Raw genomic sequence first — 21,795 nt, forward strand, 5'->3', positions numbered from 1 at the left:
TTTTGCGACTGCTCGCCGGACGGAGGTCCTACGTGCTGCGGGAAGTGATGTGGCTGAGCAGGTCTCGTATCGCACCCGCCGGCGGGGTGCGCCCACCGACCCAGATGGCTCGAAGCTGGCGCCGCAGGTTCAACGCGGGGATGTCGACCGCGAGTAATCGACCGAACGCCAGGTCATCGGCTATCGCTAGCCGGCTCATCGCAGCCGGTCCAGCGCCGGCCAAGACCGCGGCCCGCACGGCCGCAGCCGATGATAATTCCAGCACCGGTGGCGCTTGCTGCATGTCCTCCCCGAGCGTGTCACGTAACGCCGCGGTGAGTGAATCGCGGATGCCAGAGTTCGGTTCGCGAGTCACCAAAGGCGTCTGAGCGAGCTCCCGGGCGCTCACTACTCGTGACCGTCGGGCCCACTTGTGACCCGGCGGCACGACGACGACCAGTTCGTCGCGTGCAACCACAACGCTGCCTAATCCCGTGGGAGGACAGGGGTTTTCGATGAATCCAAGATCTGCGATGCCGTCACGAACGGCTGCGATCGCATGCTCGCTATTGGTGGCGGTCAGGATTACCTCAGGGACAGTACCACCGCGGCGCATGTCGGCGGCCCGCAAGGACAGCATCCAATGCGGCATCAGCTGTTCGGCTATCGTCTGGCTGGCCACCACTCTGATGCGCTGGCGGCCTTCGGTGCGCAGCGAGCCGAGGCCGGCATCGATCTCCTCGGCGACTTCGAGCAAGCGGGCCGCCCATTCGGCGACGACGATGCCGGCAGGCGTGAGTTGGGAGCCACGTGTCGTCCGGATGGCCAATCGCAGCCCGATCTGGGCCTCCATCGATGCGAGCCGCCTTGACACAGCTTGTTGAGTCAACCCGAGTTCGCGTGCGGCGCCGCCAAGACTGCCGGCCTCAGCGATGGCCAGAAAGATTTCGAAGCAGGTGAGTCCGGGCATACGAGAGCTGAGCGGCATGCCTGATCAAATCACAACCAATGGTTGTTCCCAACAACATCCAGACCCCTAGTGACGACGGCCCATGCTCGAAAAATGCCCCCACGCGAGCGTCGACTGCGGTGCCTCGAAAATCGGCATTACCGACAACGACCCCGCGACCGCCACCAACCGCAGGCTGGCGAGCACAATTCGCAAGCCGCCGATCGAGCACGCGGCCGGGCCCTTAGGGTCCACATCACGCGCTGGCCACCGTTCGTACGGCGGGGTGGCCTCGTAAGGTAACCACATGGGCGCTCCTCGACTCATCCACGTCATCCGGCAAATCGGGGCCTTGGTGGTAGCGGCAGTGACCGCCGCCGCCACGATCAACGCATATAGGCCGCTGGCGCGCAACGGATTCGCATCGCTGTGGTCGTGGTTTATTGGCCTGGTGGTTACCGAGTTTCCGTTACCGACGCTGGCGAGCCAGCTCGGCGGGCTGGTGTTGACAGCCCAACGCCTGACCCGGCCAGTGCGGGCGGTCTCCTGGCTGGTGGCGGCCTTCTCGGCGCTGGGGCTGCTGAACCTCAGTCGCGCAGGCCGTCAGGCCGATGCCCAGCTCACCGCCGCATTAGACAGCGGCCTGGGGCCCGATCGCCGCACCGCCTCGGCCGGTCTGTGGCGCCGCCCAGCCGGCGGTGGTACCGCCAAGACCCCCGGGCCGCTGCGCATGCTGCGGATCTACCGCGATTACGCACACGATGGCGACATCAGCTACGGCGAATACGGCAGGGCCAACCACCTCGATATCTGGCGACGTCCCGATCTAGATCTGACCGGAACAGCGCCCGTGCTGTTTCAGATCCCCGGCGGTGCATGGACCACCGGAAACAAACGCGGACAGGCGCATCCACTGATGAGCCACCTCGCCGAGCTAGGCTGGATCTGCGTGGCGATCAACTACCGACACAGCCCGCGCAACACCTGGCCGGATCACATCATCGACGTCAAGCGCGCCCTGGCGTGGGTCAAGGCGCACATCAGCGAATACGGCGGCGATCCGGACTTCATCGCCATCACCGGTGGTTCGGCCGGCGGCCACCTGTCGTCACTGGCCGCGCTAACGCCGAATGACCCACGATTCCAACCGGGATTCGAAGAGGCGGACACCCGGGTGCAGGCAGCCGTGCCGTTCTACGGCGTCTATGACTTCACTCGTCTGCAGGACGCGATGCACCCGATGATGCTGCCGCTGCTGGAGCGAATGGTGGTCAAACAACCGCGCACGGCGAACATGCAGTCCTACCTCGACGCCTCACCGGTCACCCACATTTCCGCCGACGCTCCCCCATTCTTTGTGCTACACGGCCGCAACGACTCGCTGGTTCCCGTACAGCAGGCGCGTGGCTTCGTCGATCAGCTGCGGCAAGTCAGCAAGCAGCCGGTGGTATACGCCGAATTGCCCTTTACCCAGCACGCTTTCGACCTGCTCGGCTCGGCACGTGCGGCACACACGGCGATCGCCGTGGAGCAATTCCTGGCCGAGGTCTACGCAACGCAACACGCGGGCAGTGAGCCGGGCCCCGCGGTTGCGATCCCATAGCTTTTGGGGTTGAGGTCGCTAGGGTTGGCCTTGTGAAGCTGCTCAGCCCGCTGGATCAGATGTTCGCGCGCATGGAGGCGCCGCGCACGCCAATGCACATCGGCGCGTTTGCGGTCTTCGACCTGCCTAAGGGAGCACCGCGCAGGTTCATCCGCGACCTGTACGAGGCGATCTCACAACTGGCGTTCCTGCCCTTCCCGTTCGACAGCGTGATCGCCGGCGGCGCGTCGATGGCGTACTGGAGGCAGGTGCAGCCCGATCCGAGCTACCACGTCCGCTTGTCCGCCCTACCTTATCCGGGGACCGGCCGCGATCTCGGCGCGTTGGTCGAGCGGCTGCATTCGACCCCACTTGACATGGCCAAGCCGCTATGGGAGTTGCACCTCATCGAGGGGCTAACCGGCCGTCAGTTCGCCATGTACTTCAAGGCCCACCACTGCGCGGTCGACGGATTGGGTGGGGTGAACCTGATCAAGAGCTGGCTCACCACCGATCCCGAGGCACCCCCAGGCTCGGGCAAGCCCGAGCCGTTCGGCGATGACTACGACTTGGCCAGCGTGTTGGCCGCCGCCACGACGAAGCGGGCGGTCGAGGGCGTTTCCGCGGTCAGCGAACTGGCCGGAAGGCTATCCAGCATGGTGCTGGGCGCCAACAGCTCGGTGCGGGCGGCCCTCACCACCCCGCGTACCCCGTTTAACACCCGCGTCAACCGGCATCGACGGCTAGCGGTGCAAGTGCTGAAACTGCCGCGCCTCAAGGCAGTGGCCCACGCCACCGACTGCACCGTCAACGACGTGATCCTGGCGTCTGTCGGCGGGGCTTGCCGACGCTACCTGCAGGAGCTGGGCGACCTGCCGACGAACACCCTGACCGCCTCGGTGCCGGTCGGCTTCGAGCGCGACGCAGACACGGTCAACGCCGCCTCGGGTTTCGTCGCGCCGCTGGGCACCTCGATCGAAGACCCGGTTGCGCGGCTGACCACAATCTCGGCGTCGACCACCCGCGGCAAGGCCGAACTGCTGGCGATGTCACCAAATGCCTTGCAGCACTACTCCGTATTCGGCTTGCTGCCGATCGCGGTGGGGCAGAAGACCGGCGCACTCGGGGTGATTCCACCGCTGTTCAACTTCACCGTCTCCAATGTGGTGCTCTCGAAGGACCCGTTGTATCTTTCGGGCGCCAAGCTGGATGTGATTGTTCCGATGTCGTTCCTGTGTGACGGCTATGGCCTCAACGTGACGCTGGTCGGCTACACGGACAAGGTCGTCCTCGGCTTTCTGGGCTGCCGTGACACCTTGCCGCATCTGCAGCGGCTAGCGCAGTACACCGGCGCGGCATTCGAGGAACTCGAGACCGCCGCCTTGCCATAGCGACCAAACGACGACAACGCTCCGCCCATCGCCGGCAGTACCCGCCAATCACCACGGTGTAGCCGCTCAGGAGCGGCCCGCCAGCCGGTCGATATCAACGATCTCCCCGCGATTGATGCTCACCCAATCGCGCCCATCGAGGTAGGGGCGTAGCTGCTGGGCAATGAGTTCAACATCGGCTGGTGACTTCGGTCGCTGAAGTTCGTAGACGTGCGGCAGCCCCGCCATGCCCGTGACGACGCTCCACAGGTTCAGGGCGGCCGGTCCAGCAGGCGGGTCCACCAGCACCGGCCCAAAAAGGCATTGTCCGTCCAAAAAGAGCGTCGGCACGCCGTATCCGCCCGCGGCGACAACCCGTTGGTGGTCGGCGCGGACGTCGTCGTGGGTCGTCGGATCATCCAGCGCCGCATCCAAAATCGACGCATTGACGCCGACGTCGCACAGTAGGCGTCGCGCCACCGCGGGATCATGCGGTTTGCCGCCCAGGGTGTGCAGCTCATGACCGATCGCTGCATACCACCGATCAAGCAACGACATGTTCGTTCGACGCAGCAGCGCACCGATCCGCATCAACGACCAGCCATAGGACCAGTCTCGCTCCCACGGGTGCTTCTTGCCCGCTACCAGGTTGATCTCCTCGAGGCTGAAAAACCGCCAGTTGATCGTGATTCCCAATTGCGCGCGCACATCACGGATCCACACCGAGGTCTGATAGGCGAACGGGCACAAAGGGTCAAAGTGGAAATCCACGGTGGTCATCAGACCTGAGTCCTCCAGCTGATCGAGTCGACACCTCGATGACATTGTGCCGTGCGCCACGTTGTCAGCGGACTGAGTCGACCCAACATCTCGCGGTGTTCGCCAGGGTGCCGAAACAGGTCAACGCGGCGGTATGAATGGTCGACGCACCATAGGCGAGGATGGGCTGGTGTTCGGGCTCGTCGTTATCGTTGCGCTGGTCGCCGCCGTGGTCGTGGGGACCGTCCTGGGCCACCGCTATCGCGTGGGCCCTCCAGTGTTGCTCATCCTGTCCGGTTCCCTGCTGGGTCTGATTCCCCGTTTCGGTGACGTTCAGATCGATGGCGAGGTGGTGCTGCTGCTGTTCCTGCCGGCGATCCTTTATTGGGAGAGCATGAACACCAGCTTTCGCGAGATCCGCTGGAACCTGCGCGTCATCGTCATGTTCAGTATCGGGCTGGTGATTGCCACCGCGGTCGCGGTGTCGTGGACGGCACGAGCGCTGGGCATGGAGTCCCACGCCGCGGCTGTCCTCGGTGCCGTGCTCTCCCCCACCGATGCCGCGGCGGTGGCCGGCCTGGCGAAACGGTTGCCGCGCCGGGCGCTGACAGTGCTACGCGGCGAGAGCCTCATCAACGACGGGACCGCGCTCGTGCTGTTCGCCGTCACCGTGGCGGTCGCGGAAGGTGCCGCTGGGATCGGCCCGGCCGCGCTGGTCGGCCGGTTCGTCGTCTCCTATCTCGGCGGAATCATGGCCGGGCTGCTGGTCGGCGGCCTGGTGACATTACTACGCCGCAGAATCGACGCACCATTGGAGGAGGGAGCCCTGAGCTTGCTGACGCCGTTCGCAGCGTTCTTGCTCGCTCAATCTCTGAAGTGCAGCGGTGTGGTTGCGGTGCTGGTTTCGGCCCTGGTCCTCACCTACGTTGGTCCGACGGTGATACGCGCTCGTTCCCGCCTGCAGGCGCATGCGTTTTGGGACATCGCCACGTTCCTGATCAACGGCTCGTTGTGGGTGTTTGTCGGCGTCCAGATCCCGGGCGCGATAGACCACATCGCCGGCGAGGACGGGGGACTACCACGGGCCACAGTCCTGGCCCTGGCGGTGACGGGTGTCGTTATCGCCACCCGGATCGCCTGGGTACAGGCGACCACGGTCCTGGGTCACACCGTGGACCGGGTCCTGAAGAAGCCCACCCGCCACGTCGGCTTCCGTCAGCGTTGCGTCACAAGCTGGGCCGGTTTCCGCGGCGCGGTATCGCTTGCCGCAGCGCTGGCGGTGCCGATGACCACCAATAGCGGCGCTCCATTCCCAGACCGCAACCTGATCATCTTCGTCGTCTCGGTCGTCATTCTGGTCACCGTGCTGGTCCAAGGGACTTCCTTGCCCACCGTCGTTCGGTGGGCGAGGATGCCCGAAGACGTCGCGCACGCCAACGAATTGCAGCTGGCCCGCACCCGTAGCGCCCAAGCCGCTCTCGACGCTTTGCCGACGGTCGCCGACGAACTCGGGGTCGCCCCCGATCTCGTCAAACACCTGGAAAAGGAATACGAAGAACGCGCGGTGCTCGTCATGGCCGATGGCGCCGACTCCGCGACCAGCGATCTGGCCGAGCGCAACGATCTGGTCCGGCGCGTGCGTCTAGGCGTGCTGCAACACCAGCGGCAGGCCGTCACCACGTTGCGCAACCAAAACCTCATCGACGACATCGTGCTGCGCGAGCTGCAGGCGGCGATGGATCTAGAGGAAGTGCAACTCTTGGACCCCGCCGACGCCGAGTGAGCCGGCGCCGCCCGCTGATCGAACCAGCAACGGTTCAGGTTTTGGCCATTGCTTTCACAGACTCATTCAGCGTTTCATTGCACTGGCCGCAGCGCGAGCAGGGCTGCCGCACAGCGATCTTGGCGCCTATGCGAAGGTGGTGCGATGGTGATGTGGACGGGCGAAAGTTACTGCCACCGGCACGCCGCACTGGCACCCAACAGAGGAGGATCAGGCCCGCCGCACCCAGGGTCTACACGACCGGCGACATCCTGCGTGATCGGAAGGGCATAGCGCCATGGCAGGAACAACGCGAACCGGGCTGGGCGCCGTTCGGTTGGCTGCACGAGCTCTCGGGCGCAAGGTGCCCAAAAGCCGACGGGCAGTCAGTCTAAGTGTCTTGATAGGTGCGGTGATAGCAGCTCTTGCCGGGGCGCTGATTGCGGTAACCGTACCGGCGCGGCCGAATCGCCCTGAGGCCGACCGTGAAGCACTGTGGAAAATCGTGCACGACCGTTGCGAATTCGGCTATCGGCGTACCGGTGCGTACGCTCCCTGCACATTCGTGGATGAACAGTCTGGAACGGCGTTGTACAAAGCGGATTTTGATCCGTACCAGTTCCTTTTGATCCCGCTTGCTCGTATCACCGGAATCGAGGATCCCGCCCTACGGGAGTCAGCGGGTCGCAATTACCTCTACGACGCTTGGGCCGCACGGTTCCTCGTTACCGCGCGCCTGAACAACTCACTTCCAGAGTCAGACGTAGTCCTCACCATCAACCCGAAGAACGCGCGCACTCAGGATCAGCTGCACATCCACATATCGTGTTCGTCACCAACAACATCGGCAGCCCTGAGGAACGTGGATACCTCAGAGTACGTTGGCTGGAAGCAGCTCCCCATCGACCTCGGTGGTCGCAGGTTTCAAGGATTGGCGGTTGACACGAAGGCGTTCGAATCCAGGAACCTGTTCCGGGACATCTACCTGAAGGTAACCGCTGACGGCAAGAAAATGGAAAATGCATCGATTGCGGTTGCCAACGTAGCGCAGGACCAATTCCTGCTGCTCTTGGCAGAGGGAACTGAGGACCAGCCCGTTGCAGCCGAGACTCTCCAAGACCACGACTGCTCCATCACCAAGTCCTGATAGCACGATGCCAGCGGGCCACACGACAGGGCGCAGTGTGCGAACCTGACCCCGCCACGGCGGGCCGTTGATGGCATTTTGCTAGTGTCGGAGCGGCAATCCGCCTATATTTCTCCTCGCCTACCAGTGAGGGAGCCGGGCTTGACTGATCCGCGCCACACCGTTCGAATCGCTGTCGGAGCTACCGCGCTCGGCGTGTCGGCACTCGGGGCAACTCTGCCGGCCTGCTCCGCACACAGCGGGCCGGGTTCTCCCCCCAGTGCGCCGTCAGCTCCCGCGGCCGCGACCGTCATGGTAGAGGGACATACGCACACAATTTCCGGAGCGGTCGAGTGCCGCACCTCGCCAGCGGTAAGGACGGCGACGCCGTCGGAGTCGGGGACTCAAACCACACGGGTTAACGCACACGACGATTCGGCCTCGGTGACACTGTCCCTGTCCGACTCCACGCCCCCAGACGTCAATGGTTTTGGTATCTCCCTTAAAATCGGAAGCGTCGACTACCAGATGCCCTACCAGCCGGTTCAGTCCCCAACTCAGGTCGAAGCGACCAGGCAGGGCAAGAGTTACACACTGACCGGGACGGGTCACGCGGTGATCCCGGGCCAAAGCGGCATGCGTGAGCTGCCGTTCGGGGTACATGTAACCTGTCCGTGACTACACTGATTGCGCGACAAGGGAATTAGCCGCGTTGGCAGGCAACACGGAGGTGACCGGTGCAAGCCCGTGGTCAGGTCCTGATCACCGCCGCGGAACTGGCTGGCATGATCCAGGCCGGCGATCCGGTGTCGATCCTGGATGTGCGCTGGCGGCTTGATGAACCTGACGGGCATGCGGCCTACCTACAGGGTCACCTGCCGGGAGCGGTATTTGTGTCACTCGAGGACGAACTGAGCGATCATACGATCGCCGGCCGGGGCCGGCACCCGCTGCCGTCGGGGGCTAGTCTGCAAGCCACCGTCCGCCGATGCGGAATCCGACACGATGTGCCGGTCGTGGTCTACGACGACTGGAATCGAGCCGGTTCCGCGCGAGCGTGGTGGGTGTTAACTGCGGCTGGGATCGCGAATGTACGCATTCTAGACGGCGGCTTGCCCGCGTGGCGGTCCGCAGGCGGCAGCATCGAGACCGGCCAGGTCAGCCCGCAGCTCGGGAATGTGACTGTGCTGCACGATGATTTGTATGCCGGACAGCGGCTAACCCTAACGGCGCAGCAAGCCGGTGCGGGTGGTGTGACGCTGCTCGATGCGCGCGTACCGGAACGTTTCCGCGGCGATGTCGAGCCCGTGGATGCGGTTGCCGGTCACATCCCCGGCGCCATCAACGTTCCCAGCGGTAGTGTCCTGGCCGACGACGGCACGTTCCTTGGCAATGGCGCCCTTAACGCACTGCTGTCCGACCACGGCATCGATCACGGTGGCCGCGTGGGTGTCTACTGCGGCTCGGGTGTCAGCGCAGCTGTCATCGTCGCGGCACTGGCAGTGATCGGCCAGGATGCGGCGCTGTTTCCAGGGTCATGGTCGGAGTGGAGTTCGGATCCGACCCGTCCCGTCGGCCGTGGCACTGCATAGTCAGACGCCGGCCCAGTTCTGCAGGAAGGCTTCGGTGACCCGGGCGGCGTTGTTGGCCGCAATCTGCTTGTAAACGAAGAACTGGACGGGGAAGCCCGGCAGATGCAGCGGGTCGCCGGGCCCGTCGGACATACCGCGAATTCCCAGGAACGGGACGCCGTGTGCATCGGCGACCGCCTGCGCGGCTGCCGTCTCCTGGTCAACCGCGTCGAAGCCGGGGTTCACCGTCGATACGATGTTCAGGTTGCTGATCAGAGCGTTCTTCAGCCAGGGTCCCGCCGCCTGGAAAAAGTTACCGGTATAGCCAAGTGAGCGATCGGGTGCACTACAGGGTTGGCAGCCAAAAACGCTGCCGCCGTTCGGGATGCAAGGAAAAGCCTGGCCGTTGTTCTTGTCGGAGCTAGACCCGTCACCGCCGACGAACAGTTGCGGCTGGCGCCCCAGGTGGTTCAACCGGACGACCGGAACGTTCCTGCACAGACAGACAGGATTGCCGAGCGTGTTGATGTTGTCCAGTACAACAGAAAGCGTCTGGGCAGTAGCCAGCATGCCGGGATCGACCCCACGGAATGTTGCCCCGTTGTCCAGGGTCCACCGTGCTGGTATTGCCACGTCCCCAATGCTGGTGCGGCCGGCACCACCGGCGACGCCCGAGAACATCACCGCGGCAATGGCAATGGAAGAAGCACAGGTAAAGCGTGCGAAGGCGGTCTCGGTGGTGTTGGTAGCGTTCACTAGGCCGATGCCGGTCATCGCCACAATCACCTTCTTGCCGCTGATCGAGCCCAGGTAATAGCGACGACGGTCGGCGACCACCACCGGGTTGGCGTCCAGCGCGGTGTGCGCCAGCACCGCGTCGGCCTCAGCCGGAAACGCCGACAAGACCAGCGTGCGCTGTTCGCACGGGATCACATTTGCCACGTATCCGGGATCGGCCGCCGCCACGCCACAGCCCAGCGACAACGCGGCCGCCACCAAAAGACAGTGCCGCAAAGGCGCGCCCACAATCCCTTATCCCCAAAAATCGTGATTTGACATGGATGCCGGAACTCTCTGTCATTTAGCCGTGGCCGATTTGGGGCTTGGCCCTGATTTTCGCGCACCATCGGCGACGGACGAATATTTGTTATCGTTTTTTTCGTCTAGCGATTCCTCGGCGTTATTTCATCGCGGCGGAACGAGCCGCTCTATGAACCGCCCCGGCATGTCCGGAGACTCCAGTTCTTGGAAAGGATGGGGTCATGTCAGGTGGTTCATCGAGGAGGTACCCGCCGGAGCTGCGTGAGCGGGCGGTGCGGATGGTCGCAGAGATCCGCGGTCAGCACGATTCGGAGTGGGCAGCGATCAGTGAGGTCGCCCGTCTACTTGGTGTTGGCTGCGCGGAGACGGTGCGTAAGTGGGTGCGCCAGGCGCAGGTCGATGCCGGCGCACGGCCCGGGACCACGACCGAAGAATCCGCTGAGCTGAAGCGCTTGCGGCGGGACAACGCCGAATTGCGAAGGGCGAACGCGATTTTAAAGACCGCGTCGGCTTTCTTCGCGGCCGAGCTCGACCGGCCAGCACGCTAATTACCCGGTTCATCGCCGATCATCAGGGCCACCGCGAGGGCCCCGATGGTTTGCGGTGGGGTGTCGAGTCGATCTGCACACAGCTGACCGAGCTGGGTGTGCCGATCGCCCCATCGACCTACTACGACCACATCAACCGGGAGCCCAGCCGCCGCGAGCTGCGCGATGGCGAACTCAAGGAGCACAGAGATGGACCCGTGTTCTTGGACAGTGGGTTAAGTGGGGGCTGCTTCGATGATGGCTGAACAGTCGAAGGAGCGGATCTCATGGCAAGGCGCAAGCGTAGGAATCATTCGCCGCAGTTCAAGGCCAAGGTGGCGTTGGCGGCATTGACCGAAGAGCAGACGTTGGCGCAATTGGCGCAGCACTTCGATGTGCACCCGAACCAGATCACGGCGTGGAAGCGGCAGCTGCTGGAAGGCGCTGCTGGCATGTTCGGGTCCGGCTCGGGGCTAGTCGCCGATAGCGAGGCCAAGATCAAGGAGCTGCACGCCAAGATCGGTGAGCTGACGATGGAGCGCGATTTTTTAGATCGCGGGCTCGCGCGCTTGGACCCCAAGTGAGGCGTGCCATGATCGACCGCGACGACAGGTTGCCCGTCACCAGCCAGTGTGAGCTGCTGGATGTGGCGCGTTCAACGGTGTACTACCAGCCCAAGCCGACGCCGGCCGGCGACATCGATCTGATGCGCAGGATCGATGAAATCCACCTGACCCACCCGTTTTTAGGCAGTCGACGCATCGTCGACGCCCTTGCCGAGGACGGCTTGGTGGTCAATCGCAAGAAGGTGGTGCGCCTGATGCGCATCATGGGGCTGGCGGCTTTGTATCCGAAGCGACGGACCACGATCCCGGCGCTCGGGCAGCGGATCTACCCGTACCTGCTGCGCGGGCTGAAAATCGACCGGCCCAATCAGGTGTGGTGCGCGGACGTGACGTATCTGCCGATGGCCCACGGCTTCATGTACCTCGTTGCAGTCATGGACTGGTACTCGCGCAAGGTGCTGTGCTGGCGGCTGTCCAACACGATGGACACCAGTTTCTGCATTGATGCCCTCACCGCGGCGATCGAAGCCTACGGCGCTCCGGAAATGTTCAACACCGACCAAGGCGCCCAGTTCACCAGCGAGGCATTCACCGGGGTGCTGAACCGCCACGGCATCACCATCAGCATGGATGGTCGGGGCCGGTGGATGGACAACGTATTCATCGAACGGCTTTGGCGCAGCGTCAAATACGAGGAGGTCTACCTCAAGGCATATGAGAACGGCACCCAGGCCAAGAAAGGGCTCGGCGACTACTTCGAGTTCTACAACAGCCGACGACGTCACCAGGGTGTGAACCACCGTACCCCTGACGAGGTCTACCATCAGACCCTGTCGCTACCGCAAGCGGCATAACCAGCAGCAGCCCTCCACCTACGAACCGCCGCGGCCTGTCCAACCGATGGGGTCCAGCTCTCACATCAGCCGCGTCCACGCCGCCAACTACGGTGTTTACGGTGCCCGCAAAGTGTGGCTAACCCTGAACCGTGAGGGCATCGAGGTGGCCAGATGCACCGTCGAACGGCTGATGACCAAACTCGGCCTGTCCGGGACCACCCGCGGCAAAGCCCGCAGGACCACGATCGCTGATCCGGCCACAGCCCGTCCCGCCGATCTCGTCCAGCGCCGCTTCGGACCACCAGCACCTAACCGGCTGTGGGTAGCAGACCTCACCTATGTGTCGACCTGGGCAGGGTTCGCCTACGTGGCCTTTGTCACCGACGCCTACGCTCGCAGGATCCTGGGCTGGCGGGTCGCTTCCACGATGGCCACCTCCATGGTCCTCGACGCGATCGAGCAAGCCATCTGGACCCGCCAACAAGAAGGCGTACTCGACCTGAAAGACGTTATCCACCATACGGATAGGGGATCTCAGTACACATCGATCCGGTTCAGCGAGCGGCTCGCCGAGGCAGGCATCCAACCGTCGGTCGGAGCGGTCGGAAGCTCCTATGACAATGCACTAGCCGAGACGATCAACGGCCTATACAAGACCGAGCTGATCAAACCCGGCAAGCCCTGGCGGTCCATCGAGGATGTCGAGTTGGCCACCGCGCGCTGGGTCGACTGGTTCAACCATCGCCGCCTCTACCAGTACTGCGGCGACGTCCCGCCGGTCGAACTCGAGGCTGCCTACTACGCTCAACGCCAGAGACCAGCCGCCGGCTGAGGTCTCAGATCAGAGAGTCTCCGGACTCACCGGGGCGGTTCACTATGACCAACTGTGCAAGCGTGATTGGTCGATAACCCCGGTCGGGCTATGTTCCCCGGTGTGGCTAGACCAGTTGACCGGTGCGGGACGCGGATACGGCTAGTCTGCCGGAGTGATACCTAACCCACTCGAGGAGCTAACGCTCGAGCAACTGCGAAGCCAACGCACGAGCATGAAGTGGCGTGCGCACCCAGCCGACGTCTTGCCGTTGTGGGTCGCGGAGATGGACGTGAAGCTTCCGCCGACGGTGGCCGATGCCCTCCGTAGAGCTATCGACGACGGCGACACCGGATATCCCTATGGAACGGAGTATGCCGAAGCCGTCCGCGAATTCGCTTGCCAACGTTGGCAATGGCACGACCTGGAAGTGAGCCGCACGGCCATCGTTCCCGACGTCATGCTCGGCATCGTCGAAGTGCTGCGTCTGATCACCGACCGCGGTGACCCTGTGATCGTCAACTCCCCGGTATATGCGCCGTTCTACGCTTTCGTGTCGCATGACGGCCGGCGAGTGATCCCAGCGCCGCTGCGGGGAGACGGCCGGATCGATTTGGACGCGCTGCAGGAAGCGTTCTCGAGCGCGCGTGCTTCAAGTGGCTCGAGCGGCAACGTCGCCTACCTCCTGTGCAATCCGCACAACCCGACGGGGTCGGTGCACACCGCCGACGAACTGCGCGGCATCGCGGAACGCGCCCAACGGTTCGGTGTCCGGGTGGTGTCCGACGAGATTCATGCCCCTCTTATCCCGTCCGGGGCGCGGTTTACGCCCTATCTGAGCGTCCCCGGTGCGGAAAACGCATTCGCACTAATGTCGGCTTCCAAGGCGTGGAATCTCGGCGGACTCAAGGCAGCCCTGGCCATTGCCGGTCGCGAGGCGGCGGCCGACCTCGCTCGGATGCCCGAGGAGGTCGGTCACGGCCCCAGCCACCTGGGTGTCATCGCGCACACCGCGGCGTTCAGGACCGGTGGCAACTGGCTCGACGCGCTGCTGCGCGGTCTGGACCACAATCGAACGTTGCTAGGCGCTCTGGTCGACGAGCATCTTCCCGGGGTGCAATACCGATGGCCGCAGGGTACTTACCTGGCGTGGCTGGATTGCCGAGAACTCGGCTTCGATGACGCGGCTAGCGACGAGATGACCGAAGGCCTGGCGGTGGTGTCAGATCTGTCCGGGCCAGCCCGCTGGTTCCTCGACCACGCGCGGGTTGCGCTCAGTTCTGGTCACGTCTTCGGGATTGGCGGTGCCGGGCATGTGCGCATCAACTTCGCGACCTCCCGAGCCATTCTCATCGAGGCGGTATCGCGGATGAGCCGGTCACTACTCGAGCGCCGGTAGCGCGTCCAGAGAACCGCTAGCGCCAACACGATCACCTCGGGTGACGGTCTTGTCCGCTCGGCGGCCCTTCAGTGCCCAGCCAATGCGGCCGACCCCGCGGCGGCCGCATTCGGTAGACAAAGGAAGTCTGACACCGTAGGCGCCTCGTTGATCGCGTTTTCGCCCAGAAACGTGAAGGCCGTTTGCCCGCCCGTGCGGATCAGCGACGATCAAGGCGGCCACATGGACCAGTCGGCCAACCATGCGTGTCTGCCCACCCCGCTGGCGAGCACAACAGGGCGCGGGCAAGATCATGAGATGCCTGTCGAAGAGACCTCCACCCCCCAGAAGCTGCCCCAATTTCGTTATCACCCCGATCCCGTCGGCACCGGCTCGATAGTCGCCGACGAGGTGAGCTGCGTGAGCTGCGAGCAACGTCGGCCCTACACCTACACCGGCCCGGTGTATGCGGAGGAGGAGCTTAACGAGGCCATCTGTCCTTGGTGTATCGCAGATGGCAGTGCGGCGAGTCGCTTCGATGCCACGTTCACCGACGCCATGTGGGCGGTGCCCGACGACGTTCCAGAGGACGTGACCGAGGAAGTGCTGTGCCGAACACCCGGGTTCACGGGCTGGCTGCAGGAGGAATGGTTGCATCACTGCGGGGACGCCGCCGCCTTCCTTGGCCCGGTGGGCGCCAGCGAGGTGGCCGACCTCCCTGACGCCCTGGATGCGCTGCGCAATGAGTACCGCGGCTACGACTGGCCCGCCGACAAAATCGAGGAATTCATCCTGACGCTCGATCGAAACGGGCTGGCGACCGCCTACCTCTTCAGGTGCCTGAGCTGCGGCGTCCACTTGGCCTACGCCGATTTCGCTTAACCTCGGCGGCGACTGAGTCGACGCGAGCGCGGATATCGGACGCTTTTGCACAACAATGGTTCCGACGTGGCACAGCTCAGAGAGGAGCAGATCATGGATGTCCTACGCACCCCAGACTCCCGGTTCGAACACCTGGTGGGCTACCCGTTTGCACCGCACTATGTCGATGTGACGGCCGGCGACACCCAGCCGTTGCGAATGCACTACGTCGACGAGGGCCCGGGCGACGGTCCGCCGATCGTCTTGCTGCACGGCGAGCCCACCTGGAGTTATCTGTACCGAACCATGATTCCGCCGCTCTCCGCCGCCGGGCACCGTGTGCTCGCGCCCGACCTGATCGGCTTCGGCCGCTCCGACAAGCCGACTCGCATCGAGGACTACACCTACCTGCGGCACGTCGAGTGGGTGACGTCCTGGTTCGAGAATCTCGACCTACACGACGTTACGCTCTTCGTGCAGGACTGGGGGTCATTGATCGGTCTGCGCATCGCTGCCGAGCACGGTGACCGGATCGCGCGGCTGGTGGTCGCCAACGGGTTTCTCCCCGCCGCGCAGGGGCGCACCCCACTCCCCTTCTACGTGTGGCGGGCGTTTGCGCGCTATTCTCCGGTGCTTCCCGCTGGCCGTCTGGTGAACTTCGGCACCGTCCACAGGGTTCCCGCCGGGGTCCGAGCCGGCTACGATGCACCTTTCCCCGACAAAACGTATCAAGCCGGCGCCCGGGCGTTCCCACGGTTGGTGCCGACCTCACCCGACGATCCGGCGGTACCGGCCAACCGCGCGGCATGGGAAGCCCTGGGCCGGTGGGACAAACCGTTCCTTGCCATCTTCGGTTATCGCGACCCGATACTCGGGCAAGCGGACGGTCCGCTGATCAAGCACATTCCCGGCGCGGCGGGTCAGCCGCACGCCCGCATCAAGGCCAGCCACTTCATCCAGGAGGACAGCGGAACCGAACTCGCCGAACGCATGCTCTCCTGGCAGCAGGCAACGTAACCGCGACGGCTGCGGACGAAGGATCGGCAGAATGGCGATGGAGATGGCGATGATGGGCCTGCTCGGCACCGTGGTGGGTGCCTCGGCCATGGGCATCGGGGGGATTGCGAAGTCGATCGCGGAAGCGTATGTCCCGGGGGTCGCGGCTGCCAAGGACCGTAGGCAGCAGATGAACGTCGATCTGCAAGCACGGCGCTACGAGGCGGTGCGAGTGTGGCGGTCTGGGTTGTGCAGTGCCAGCAACGCCTACCGGCAATGGGAGGCCGGGTCTCGGGACACCCATGCGCCCAACGTCGTCGGCGACGAGTGGTTCGAAGGTTTGCGGCCGCACCTGCCCACCACTGGGGAGGCAGCGAAGTTCCGTACCGCTTACGAAGTCCGTTGCGATAACCCAACTCTCATGGTGCTTTCGCTTGAGATTGGCCGTATCGAGAAGGAATGGATGGCGGAGGCGAGCGGCCGGACACCAAAGCACCGGGGATGACTGCGAAGACTCGCGGTTGGTAGCGCACCCGGCTGGTGCGGCGCCGACAAGCTGCCCACATTCGGTGACACTGAATTTCTGCAGCAAAAGCGCGAGTGACCAACGGTCTGCGAAATTACCGGCTCGGGGTCGGCTACACCGTCGAGCGACGCGGTCGCCGCCGCGCCGAGCCCCTCGGTACGGTGGCAGACATGAAATATCTGGACGTCGACGGAATCGGACAGGTCAGCCGGATCGGGTTGGGCACTTGGCAGTTCGGCTCGCGTGAATGGGGATATGGGGACCGGTACGCCACCGGCGCCGCCCGCGACATTGTCAAACGCGCACGCGCCTTGGGGGTCACGCTGTTCGATACCGCCGAGATCTACGGCCTGGGCAAAAGCGAGCGTATTCTCGGGGAGGCCCTCGGCGACGACCGCACCGAGGTGGTGGTGGCTAGCAAGGTCTTCCCGGTCGCGCCGTTTCCGGCGGTGATCAAGAACCGCGAGCGCGCCAGTGCGCGGCGGCTGCAGCTGAACCGTATCCCGCTGTATCAGATCCACCAGCCCAACCCGGTGGTCCCCGATTCGGTGATCATGCCGGGGATGCGTGACCTGCTGGACAGCGGCGACATTGGCGCGGCCGGTGTCTCCAACTACTCACTGGCGCGATGGCGGAAGGCCGACGCCGCGCTTGGGCGCCCAGTCGTCAGCAACCAGGTACATTTCTCGCTCGCCCACCCTGATGCGCTCGAAGATCTGGTGCCGTTCGCCGAGCTCGAGAACCGCATCGTGATCGCCTACAGCCCGCTGGCGCAAGGACTATTGGGTGGCAAGTACGGACTCGAGAATCGTCCCGGTGGCGTGCGCGCGTTGAACCCGCTGTTCGGCACCGAGAACCTGCGCCGGATAGAGCCGCTGCTGGCTACGTTGCGCGCCATCGCCGTCGACGTCGACGCCAAGCCCGCCCAGGTGGCACTGGCCTGGCTGATTAGCCTGCCGGGGGTGGTCGCCATTCCCGGAGCGTCCAGTGTCGAGCAACTCGAGTTCAACGTCGCGGCCGCTGACATCGAGCTCAGCGCGCAATCCCGCGACGCGCTCACCGACGCCGCCCGGGCGTTTCGCCCGGTTTCCACCGGCCGCTTCCTCACCGACATGGTGCGTGAGAAGGTCAGCCGTCGTTGAGCTCGCTACAAGGTACGCGCGAGACGTTCGGCCAGCAGCTCGGCGAACCTCGCCGGATCCTCGAGTGCGCCGCCTTCGGCGAGAAGCGCTGTGCCGTAAAGTAATTCCGCGGTTTCGGCCAATGATTTCTCGGCATCGTCTGCGCGGTCCTGGTGGGCTTGGCGCAGGCCGGTCACCAACGGATGGCTCGGGTTGAGCTCAAGTATCCGCTTGCCGACCGGAACCTCCTGGCCGGAAGCCCGGTAGATGCGCGCGAGCGCGGGTGTCATCCCGAAGGCATCGGTGATCAGACAGGCCGGTGACTCGGTCAGGCGGGTGGACAGCCGCACCTCCTTGACGTGATCGCTCAACGTCTCCTGCAACCAGGTCAGCAGGTCGGCAAATTCCTTCTGCCGCTCCTCGCGCTCGGCCTCGCTGGTGTCCTCTTCGGAACTCAAGTCCACCTCGCCCTTGGCAACCGACTGCAGCGGTTTGCCGTCGAACTCCGGCACCATTCCCACCCAGACCTCGTCGACCGGGTCGGTGAGCAGCAGCACTTCGTACCCCTTGGCCTTAAACGCCTCCAGGTGCGGTGACTTCAGCAGTTGTTGGCGCGTCTCGCCGGTGGCGTAGAAGATCTGTTGCTGACCGTCCTTCATGCGCTCGACGTATTCGGCCAGCGTGGTGGGTTCCTCCTCGCTGTACGTGGAGACAAACGAAGAAATACCGAGCAGGGTCTCCCGGTTATCGATGTCTGACAGCAGTCCCTCTTTGAGGACCCTGCCGAACTGTGTCCAGAACGTGCGGTAGTCCTCCGGCCGGCTGGACTGCACGTCCTTGATCGTGGACAGCACCTTCTTGGTCAGCCGCCGGCGGATGGCCTTGATCTGCCGGTCCTGCTGCAGGATTTCGCGAGAAACGTTGAGCGACATGTCCTGCGCGTCGACCACACCCTTGACAAAACGCAAGTACTCGGGCATGAGCTGGTCGCAGTCGCCCATGATGAACACCCGCTTGACGTAGAGCTGGATACCGACGTGGGCGTCCCGGTCGAACAGATCGAACGGGGCATGAGACGGGATGAACAGCAGGGCCTGGTACTCGAAGGTGCCCTCGGCCTTCATCGCGATGATCTCGAGCGGGTCGTCCCAGGCGTGCGCGACGTGTTTGTAGAACTCCTTGTACTCCTGCTCAGACACCTCTTCTTTGGGCCTCGCCCACAGCGCCTTCATCGAGTTGAGGGTTTCGGTTTCGATGGTGACGGTCTCCTCGCCGCCTTCCCCCCCTTCTTCCTGGGAGGCTGGGGTGCGGCGCTCGACGTCCATCCGGATGGGCCAGGCGATGAAGTCGGAGTATTTCTTGACCAGGTTACGGATCTTCCATTCCGAGGTGTAGTCGTGCAGGTCGTCCTCGGCGTCTTCCGGCTTGAGGTGCAGGGTGACCGACGTGCCCTGGGGGGCATCCTCGACGGACTCGATGGTGTAGGTGCCCTCACCGCTGGACTCCCATCTGGTGGCCGCGCTCTCGCCAGCCTTGCGGGTAAGCAGTTGGACCTTGTCGGCCACCATGAACGACGAGTAGAAGCCGATGCCGAACTGACCGATCAGTTCCTCGGAGGCGGCCGCGTTCTTGGCCTCACGCAGCTGTGCGCGCAGCTCGGCGGTGCCCGACTTGGCCAGCGTGCCAATCAGATCCACCACCTCCTCGCGCGCCATCCCGATGCCGTTGTCACGAACGGTAAGAGTCCTTGCAGCTTTGTCTGCGTCGATCTCGATGTGCAGATCGGAGGTGTCGACCTCCAGGTCCTTGTTCCGCAGCGCCTCAATCCGCAGCTTGTCTAGCGCATCGGAGGCATTCGAGATCAACTCCCGCAGAAACGCGTCCTTATTGGAGTAGACCGAGTGGACCATCAAATCCAGCAGTTGCCGGGCCTCCGCCTGAAACTCCAACTGCTCGACATGGGCGTTCATGAGATTCCTTCCGACGACATAGCGACTCGAATTTAGCGAGCTGCGATCCGGCGCCGAGCTGGGGGTGGCCTGGCTAGGCCGTATCGCGAGCAAGCTGATAGAGGTCGGGATCGTGTGCGCAGACGATGAGTAGATCCGGGTCGTGGCGTCGATGGAGTTCGACGATTCGGGCCTGGTTGTCGCGCAGTTGGTTGCGGTTATACGACAACAGCTTTTCCTCGGCCCGCATCACGAAGGGCACCCGGAACCGGCCATCGAGGGTGCCGCGATGATAGAAGGCGTCGCCGCAGTGCAAAACCCAGCGGTGACCGGCATCGACAGCTACCGCGGCGTGCCCGCGGGTGTGACCGGGCATCGGCACCAGAACGACACCGGTGCCGATGGAATCGAGGGGTTTGGCCGATGCGAATCCGCGCCAGGGTTCCCCGTCGGGACCGTGCTCCACCAGCTTCGGGCCGTGGGCCCACTGTCCGCGTCGATATCGCAGTCGCTCGCGGAGCGAAGGGGCGTGGATGGCACCGCGGGCTTCGGCGGCGGTGACGTGGAGGTGAGCCTCGGGGAAGTCGGCGATCCCGCCGATGTGGTCGAAGTCGAAGTGGGTGAGCACAATGTGTCGAACGTCGGACGTGCGGTAGCCGAGCTGTTCGATCTGGCGGGCCGCGGTTTCGGCCTGCAAGAATGCCGGCCGCAGGACATGACGGAATAGACCTACCCGGCCGGGGTCAAGGCAGTCCTGGATACCGAAGCCGGTGTCCACCAGCACCAATCCATCGTCGGTCTCGACGAGCAGAACGTGGCATAACAGAGCGATGCCAAATGCATTCATGGTGCCGCAGTTGAGGTGGTGGACCTTCACCGGCGGTCCCTTCGCTTCGGGGGCGACACCTAACATACTGGTCGTCAACCTACCGCGACACCGCTGGGACTTTGTGCCATTGCCGGCCACTCGGGGCCGCTGCGGCCTGGAAAAATTGGTCGGGCACGGGCGGCCGCGGGTCGCTACCATCCCACTGTGAATGATTTACTGACCCGCCGACTGCTCACCATGGGCACGGCCGCCGCAATGCTGGCCGCGGTGCTTCTGCTTACTCCCATCACCGTTCCCGCCGGCTACCCCGGTGCCGTTGCACCGGCCACTGCAGCCTGCCCCGACGCCGAAGTGGTGTTCGCCCGCGGCCGCTTCGAACCGCCCGGGATTGGCACGGTCGGCAACGCATTCGTCAGCGCGCTGCGCTCGAAGGTCAACAAGAATGTCGGGGTCTACGCGGTGAAATACCCCGCCGACAATCAGATCGATGTGGGCGCCAACGACATGAGCGCCCACATTCAGAGCATGGCCAACAGCTGTCCGAATACCCGCCTGGTGCCCGGCGGTTACTCGCTGGGCGCGGCCGTCACCGACGTGGTACTCGCGGTGCCCACCCAGATGTGGGGCTTCACCAATCCCCTGCCTCCCGGCAGTGATGAGCACATCGCCGCGGTCGCGCTGTTCGGCAATGGCAGTCAGTGGGTCGGCCCCATCACCAACTTCAGCCCCGCCTACAACGATCGGACCATCGAGTTGTGTCACGGCGACGACCCCGTCTGCCACCCTGCCGACCCCAACACCTGGGAGGCCAACTGGCCCCAGCACCTCGCCGGGGCCTATGTCTCGTCGGGCATGGTCAACCAGGCGGCTGACTTCGTTGCCGGAAAGCTGCAATAGCCACCTAGCCCGTGCGCGAGTCTTTGCTTCACGCTTTCGCTAACCGACAAACGCGCGCACGATGGAGGGGTCCGTGGTCATATCAAGACAAGAAGGGAGTAGGCGATGCACGCAAAAGTCGGCGACTACCTCGTGGTGAAGGGCACAACCACGGAACGGCATGATCAACATGCTGAGATCATCGAGGTGCGCTCCGCAGACGGCTCGCCGCCATACGTGGTGCGTTGGCTGGTCAACGGTCACCAGACCACGGTGTACCCCGGGTCGGACGCGGTCGTCGTCACCGCCACCGAACACGCGGAGGCCGAAAAGCGCGCTGCCGCGCGGGCCGGGCACGCGGCGACATAGCCGGTGAAAAA

At 64.1% G+C, this 21,795-nt stretch carries 22 protein-coding genes and 2 pseudogenes; 18 read left to right on the forward strand and 6 right to left on the reverse strand.

What is annotated here, in order from left to right; all coding sequences use genetic code 11:
- Positions 1-28 precede the first annotated feature (28 nt).
- Both MCAN_RS12075 and MCAN_RS24280 read right to left on the reverse strand, forming a co-directional pair.
- Complete coding sequence (locus MCAN_RS12075; protein WP_014001203.1) at positions 29-967, reverse strand: LysR family transcriptional regulator; 939 nt, start codon at positions 965-967, stop codon at positions 29-31.
- 48 nt (positions 968-1,015) lie between these two features.
- Positions 1,016-1,237: a hypothetical protein gene (locus MCAN_RS24280; RefSeq protein ID WP_015385286.1), complete on the reverse strand. Its 222-nt coding sequence runs from the start codon at positions 1,235-1,237 to the stop codon at positions 1,016-1,018.
- Here MCAN_RS24280 and MCAN_RS12085 point away from each other — a divergent pair.
- Both MCAN_RS12085 and MCAN_RS12090 read left to right on the forward strand, forming a co-directional pair.
- Complete coding sequence (locus MCAN_RS12085; RefSeq protein WP_003899248.1) at positions 1,236-2,531, forward strand: alpha/beta hydrolase; 1,296 nt, start codon at positions 1,236-1,238, stop codon at positions 2,529-2,531. The two genes, MCAN_RS24280 and MCAN_RS12085, sit on opposite strands and share 2 nt — an antisense overlap.
- 32 nt (positions 2,532-2,563) lie before the next feature.
- Positions 2,564-3,901: a WS/DGAT/MGAT family O-acyltransferase gene (locus MCAN_RS12090; protein ID WP_003411704.1), complete on the forward strand. Its 1,338-nt coding sequence runs from the start codon at positions 2,564-2,566 to the stop codon at positions 3,899-3,901.
- A gap of 66 nt (positions 3,902-3,967) precedes the next feature.
- Here MCAN_RS12090 and MCAN_RS12095 read toward each other — a convergent pair whose 3' ends face one another.
- Positions 3,968-4,660 (reverse strand): mycothiol-dependent nitroreductase Rv2466c family protein, encoded by a 693-nt coding sequence (locus tag MCAN_RS12095; protein WP_014001204.1) that lies wholly within the window; start codon positions 4,658-4,660, stop codon positions 3,968-3,970.
- A gap of 169 nt (positions 4,661-4,829) precedes the next feature.
- On the opposite strand from MCAN_RS12095, the gene MCAN_RS12100 reads away from it, so the two are divergent.
- The 5 genes from MCAN_RS12100 to MCAN_RS12120 all read left to right on the forward strand — a co-directional run bounded on the left by MCAN_RS12100 (position 4,830) and on the right by MCAN_RS12120 (position 9,119).
- On the forward strand, positions 4,830-6,422 hold the full coding sequence (locus MCAN_RS12100; protein ID WP_003916985.1) for a Na+/H+ antiporter: 1,593 nt from the start codon (positions 4,830-4,832) through the stop codon (positions 6,420-6,422).
- On the forward strand, positions 6,419-6,796 hold the full coding sequence (locus MCAN_RS12105; protein WP_014001205.1) for a hypothetical protein: 378 nt from the start codon (positions 6,419-6,421) through the stop codon (positions 6,794-6,796). The genes MCAN_RS12100 and MCAN_RS12105 overlap by 4 nt, the downstream gene beginning before the upstream one ends.
- Positions 6,766-7,548, forward strand: coding sequence for a CDP-diacylglycerol diphosphatase (locus MCAN_RS12110; protein WP_003411717.1), 783 nt, complete (start codon positions 6,766-6,768; stop codon positions 7,546-7,548). Before MCAN_RS12105 ends, MCAN_RS12110 begins: the two co-directional genes overlap by 31 nt.
- Before the next feature lie 141 nt (positions 7,549-7,689).
- Complete coding sequence (locus MCAN_RS12115; protein WP_014001206.1) at positions 7,690-8,205, forward strand: lipoprotein LpqH; 516 nt, start codon at positions 7,690-7,692, stop codon at positions 8,203-8,205.
- A gap of 59 nt (positions 8,206-8,264) precedes the next feature.
- The gene (locus tag MCAN_RS12120; RefSeq protein ID WP_003411722.1) at positions 8,265-9,119 is read left to right on the forward strand and encodes a sulfurtransferase; all 855 of its coding nucleotides are present in this window, start codon (positions 8,265-8,267) and stop codon (positions 9,117-9,119) included.
- On the opposite strand, the gene MCAN_RS12130 is transcribed toward MCAN_RS12120, so the two are convergent.
- Positions 9,120-10,094: a 5'-methylthioadenosine/S-adenosylhomocysteine nucleosidase family protein gene (locus tag MCAN_RS12130; protein WP_003901369.1), complete on the reverse strand. Its 975-nt coding sequence runs from the start codon at positions 10,092-10,094 to the stop codon at positions 9,120-9,122.
- Between the two features lie 266 nt (positions 10,095-10,360).
- Between MCAN_RS12130 and MCAN_RS24285 the strand changes: the two are divergent.
- From MCAN_RS24285 to MCAN_RS12180, 9 genes and pseudogenes are all read left to right on the forward strand, one after another.
- A pseudogene (locus MCAN_RS24285) lies at positions 10,361-10,675 on the forward strand (transposase); the annotation flags it as partial.
- 62 nt (positions 10,676-10,737) lie between these two features.
- Entirely contained in the window at positions 10,738-10,932 is a 195-nt protein-coding gene (locus tag MCAN_RS24290; RefSeq protein WP_085979544.1) for a hypothetical protein, read from the forward strand.
- Positions 10,933-10,953: 21 nt separating this feature from the next.
- Positions 10,954-12,086 (forward strand): IS3 family transposase gene (locus tag MCAN_RS12150; RefSeq protein WP_407635587.1). Its coding sequence is split into 2 segments (ribosomal slippage): positions 10,954-11,209 and positions 11,209-12,086, totalling 1,134 coding nucleotides; the frame shifts between segments, so codons are not numbered across the junction.
- Positions 12,087-12,096: 10 nt separating this feature from the next.
- Positions 12,097-12,900 (forward strand): annotated as a pseudogene (locus MCAN_RS12155) (IS3 family transposase); the annotation flags it as partial.
- Positions 12,901-13,054: 154 nt separating this feature from the next.
- Positions 13,055-14,278 (forward strand): MalY/PatB family protein, encoded by a 1,224-nt coding sequence (locus tag MCAN_RS12160; RefSeq protein ID WP_003899255.1) that lies wholly within the window; start codon positions 13,055-13,057, stop codon positions 14,276-14,278.
- 222 nt (positions 14,279-14,500) lie between these two features.
- Complete coding sequence (locus MCAN_RS12165) at positions 14,501-15,139, forward strand: CbrC family protein (RefSeq protein WP_003899256.1); 639 nt, start codon at positions 14,501-14,503, stop codon at positions 15,137-15,139.
- 93 nt (positions 15,140-15,232) lie between these two features.
- Positions 15,233-16,135 (forward strand): haloalkane dehalogenase, encoded by a 903-nt coding sequence (locus MCAN_RS12170; RefSeq protein WP_003411849.1) that lies wholly within the window; start codon positions 15,233-15,235, stop codon positions 16,133-16,135.
- Positions 16,136-16,166: 31 nt separating this feature from the next.
- The gene (locus MCAN_RS12175) at positions 16,167-16,619 is read left to right on the forward strand and encodes a hypothetical protein (RefSeq protein WP_014001210.1); all 453 of its coding nucleotides are present in this window, start codon (positions 16,167-16,169) and stop codon (positions 16,617-16,619) included.
- A 191-nt stretch (positions 16,620-16,810) separates the two neighbouring features.
- Entirely contained in the window at positions 16,811-17,782 is a 972-nt protein-coding gene (locus tag MCAN_RS12180) for an aldo/keto reductase (RefSeq protein WP_003902161.1), read from the forward strand.
- 5 nt (positions 17,783-17,787) lie between these two features.
- Here the strand turns inward: MCAN_RS12180 and htpG are convergent, their stop codons facing one another.
- Entirely contained in the window at positions 17,788-19,731 is a 1,944-nt protein-coding gene (htpG, locus tag MCAN_RS12185; RefSeq protein ID WP_003411855.1) for a molecular chaperone HtpG, read from the reverse strand.
- A gap of 73 nt (positions 19,732-19,804) precedes the next feature.
- Entirely contained in the window at positions 19,805-20,587 is a 783-nt protein-coding gene (locus tag MCAN_RS12190; protein ID WP_003911838.1) for an MBL fold metallo-hydrolase, read from the reverse strand.
- 156 nt (positions 20,588-20,743) lie between these two features.
- On the opposite strand from MCAN_RS12190, the gene MCAN_RS12195 reads away from it, so the two are divergent.
- Together MCAN_RS12195 and MCAN_RS12200 are read left to right on the forward strand one after the other, a co-directional pair.
- Entirely contained in the window at positions 20,744-21,436 is a 693-nt protein-coding gene (locus MCAN_RS12195) for a cutinase family protein (protein WP_014001211.1), read from the forward strand.
- 105 nt (positions 21,437-21,541) lie between these two features.
- Positions 21,542-21,784, forward strand: a complete 243-nt coding sequence (locus tag MCAN_RS12200; protein WP_014001212.1) for a DUF1918 domain-containing protein — start codon at positions 21,542-21,544, stop codon at positions 21,782-21,784.
- Positions 21,785-21,795 lie beyond the last annotated feature (11 nt).

It is taken from the genome of Mycobacterium canetti CIPT 140010059, from assembly GCF_000253375.1.
Lineage (GTDB): Bacteria > Actinomycetota > Actinomycetes > Mycobacteriales > Mycobacteriaceae > Mycobacterium > Mycobacterium tuberculosis.

Coding starts and splice junctions, on each gene's coding strand:
- htpG (WP_003411855.1), bottom strand. CDS start 19,731: ATGAACGCCCATGTCGAGCAGTTGGAGTTTCAGGCGGAGGCCCGGCAA.
- MCAN_RS12200 (WP_014001212.1), top strand. CDS start 21,542: ATGCACGCAAAAGTCGGCGACTACCTCGTGGTGAAGGGCACAACCACG.
- MCAN_RS12170 (WP_003411849.1), top strand. CDS start 15,233: ATGGATGTCCTACGCACCCCAGACTCCCGGTTCGAACACCTGGTGGGC.
- MCAN_RS12075 (WP_014001203.1), bottom strand. CDS start 967: ATGCCGCTCAGCTCTCGTATGCCCGGACTCACCTGCTTCGAAATCTTT.
- MCAN_RS12165 (WP_003899256.1), top strand. CDS start 14,501: ATGGACCAGTCGGCCAACCATGCGTGTCTGCCCACCCCGCTGGCGAGC.
- MCAN_RS12095 (WP_014001204.1), bottom strand. CDS start 4,660: ATGACCACCGTGGATTTCCACTTTGACCCTTTGTGCCCGTTCGCCTAT.
- MCAN_RS24280 (WP_015385286.1), bottom strand. CDS start 1,237: ATGTGGTTACCTTACGAGGCCACCCCGCCGTACGAACGGTGGCCAGCG.
- MCAN_RS12085 (WP_003899248.1), top strand. CDS start 1,236: ATGGGCGCTCCTCGACTCATCCACGTCATCCGGCAAATCGGGGCCTTG.
- MCAN_RS12180 (WP_003902161.1), top strand. CDS start 16,811: ATGAAATATCTGGACGTCGACGGAATCGGACAGGTCAGCCGGATCGGG.
- MCAN_RS12175 (WP_014001210.1), top strand. CDS start 16,167: ATGGCGATGGAGATGGCGATGATGGGCCTGCTCGGCACCGTGGTGGGT.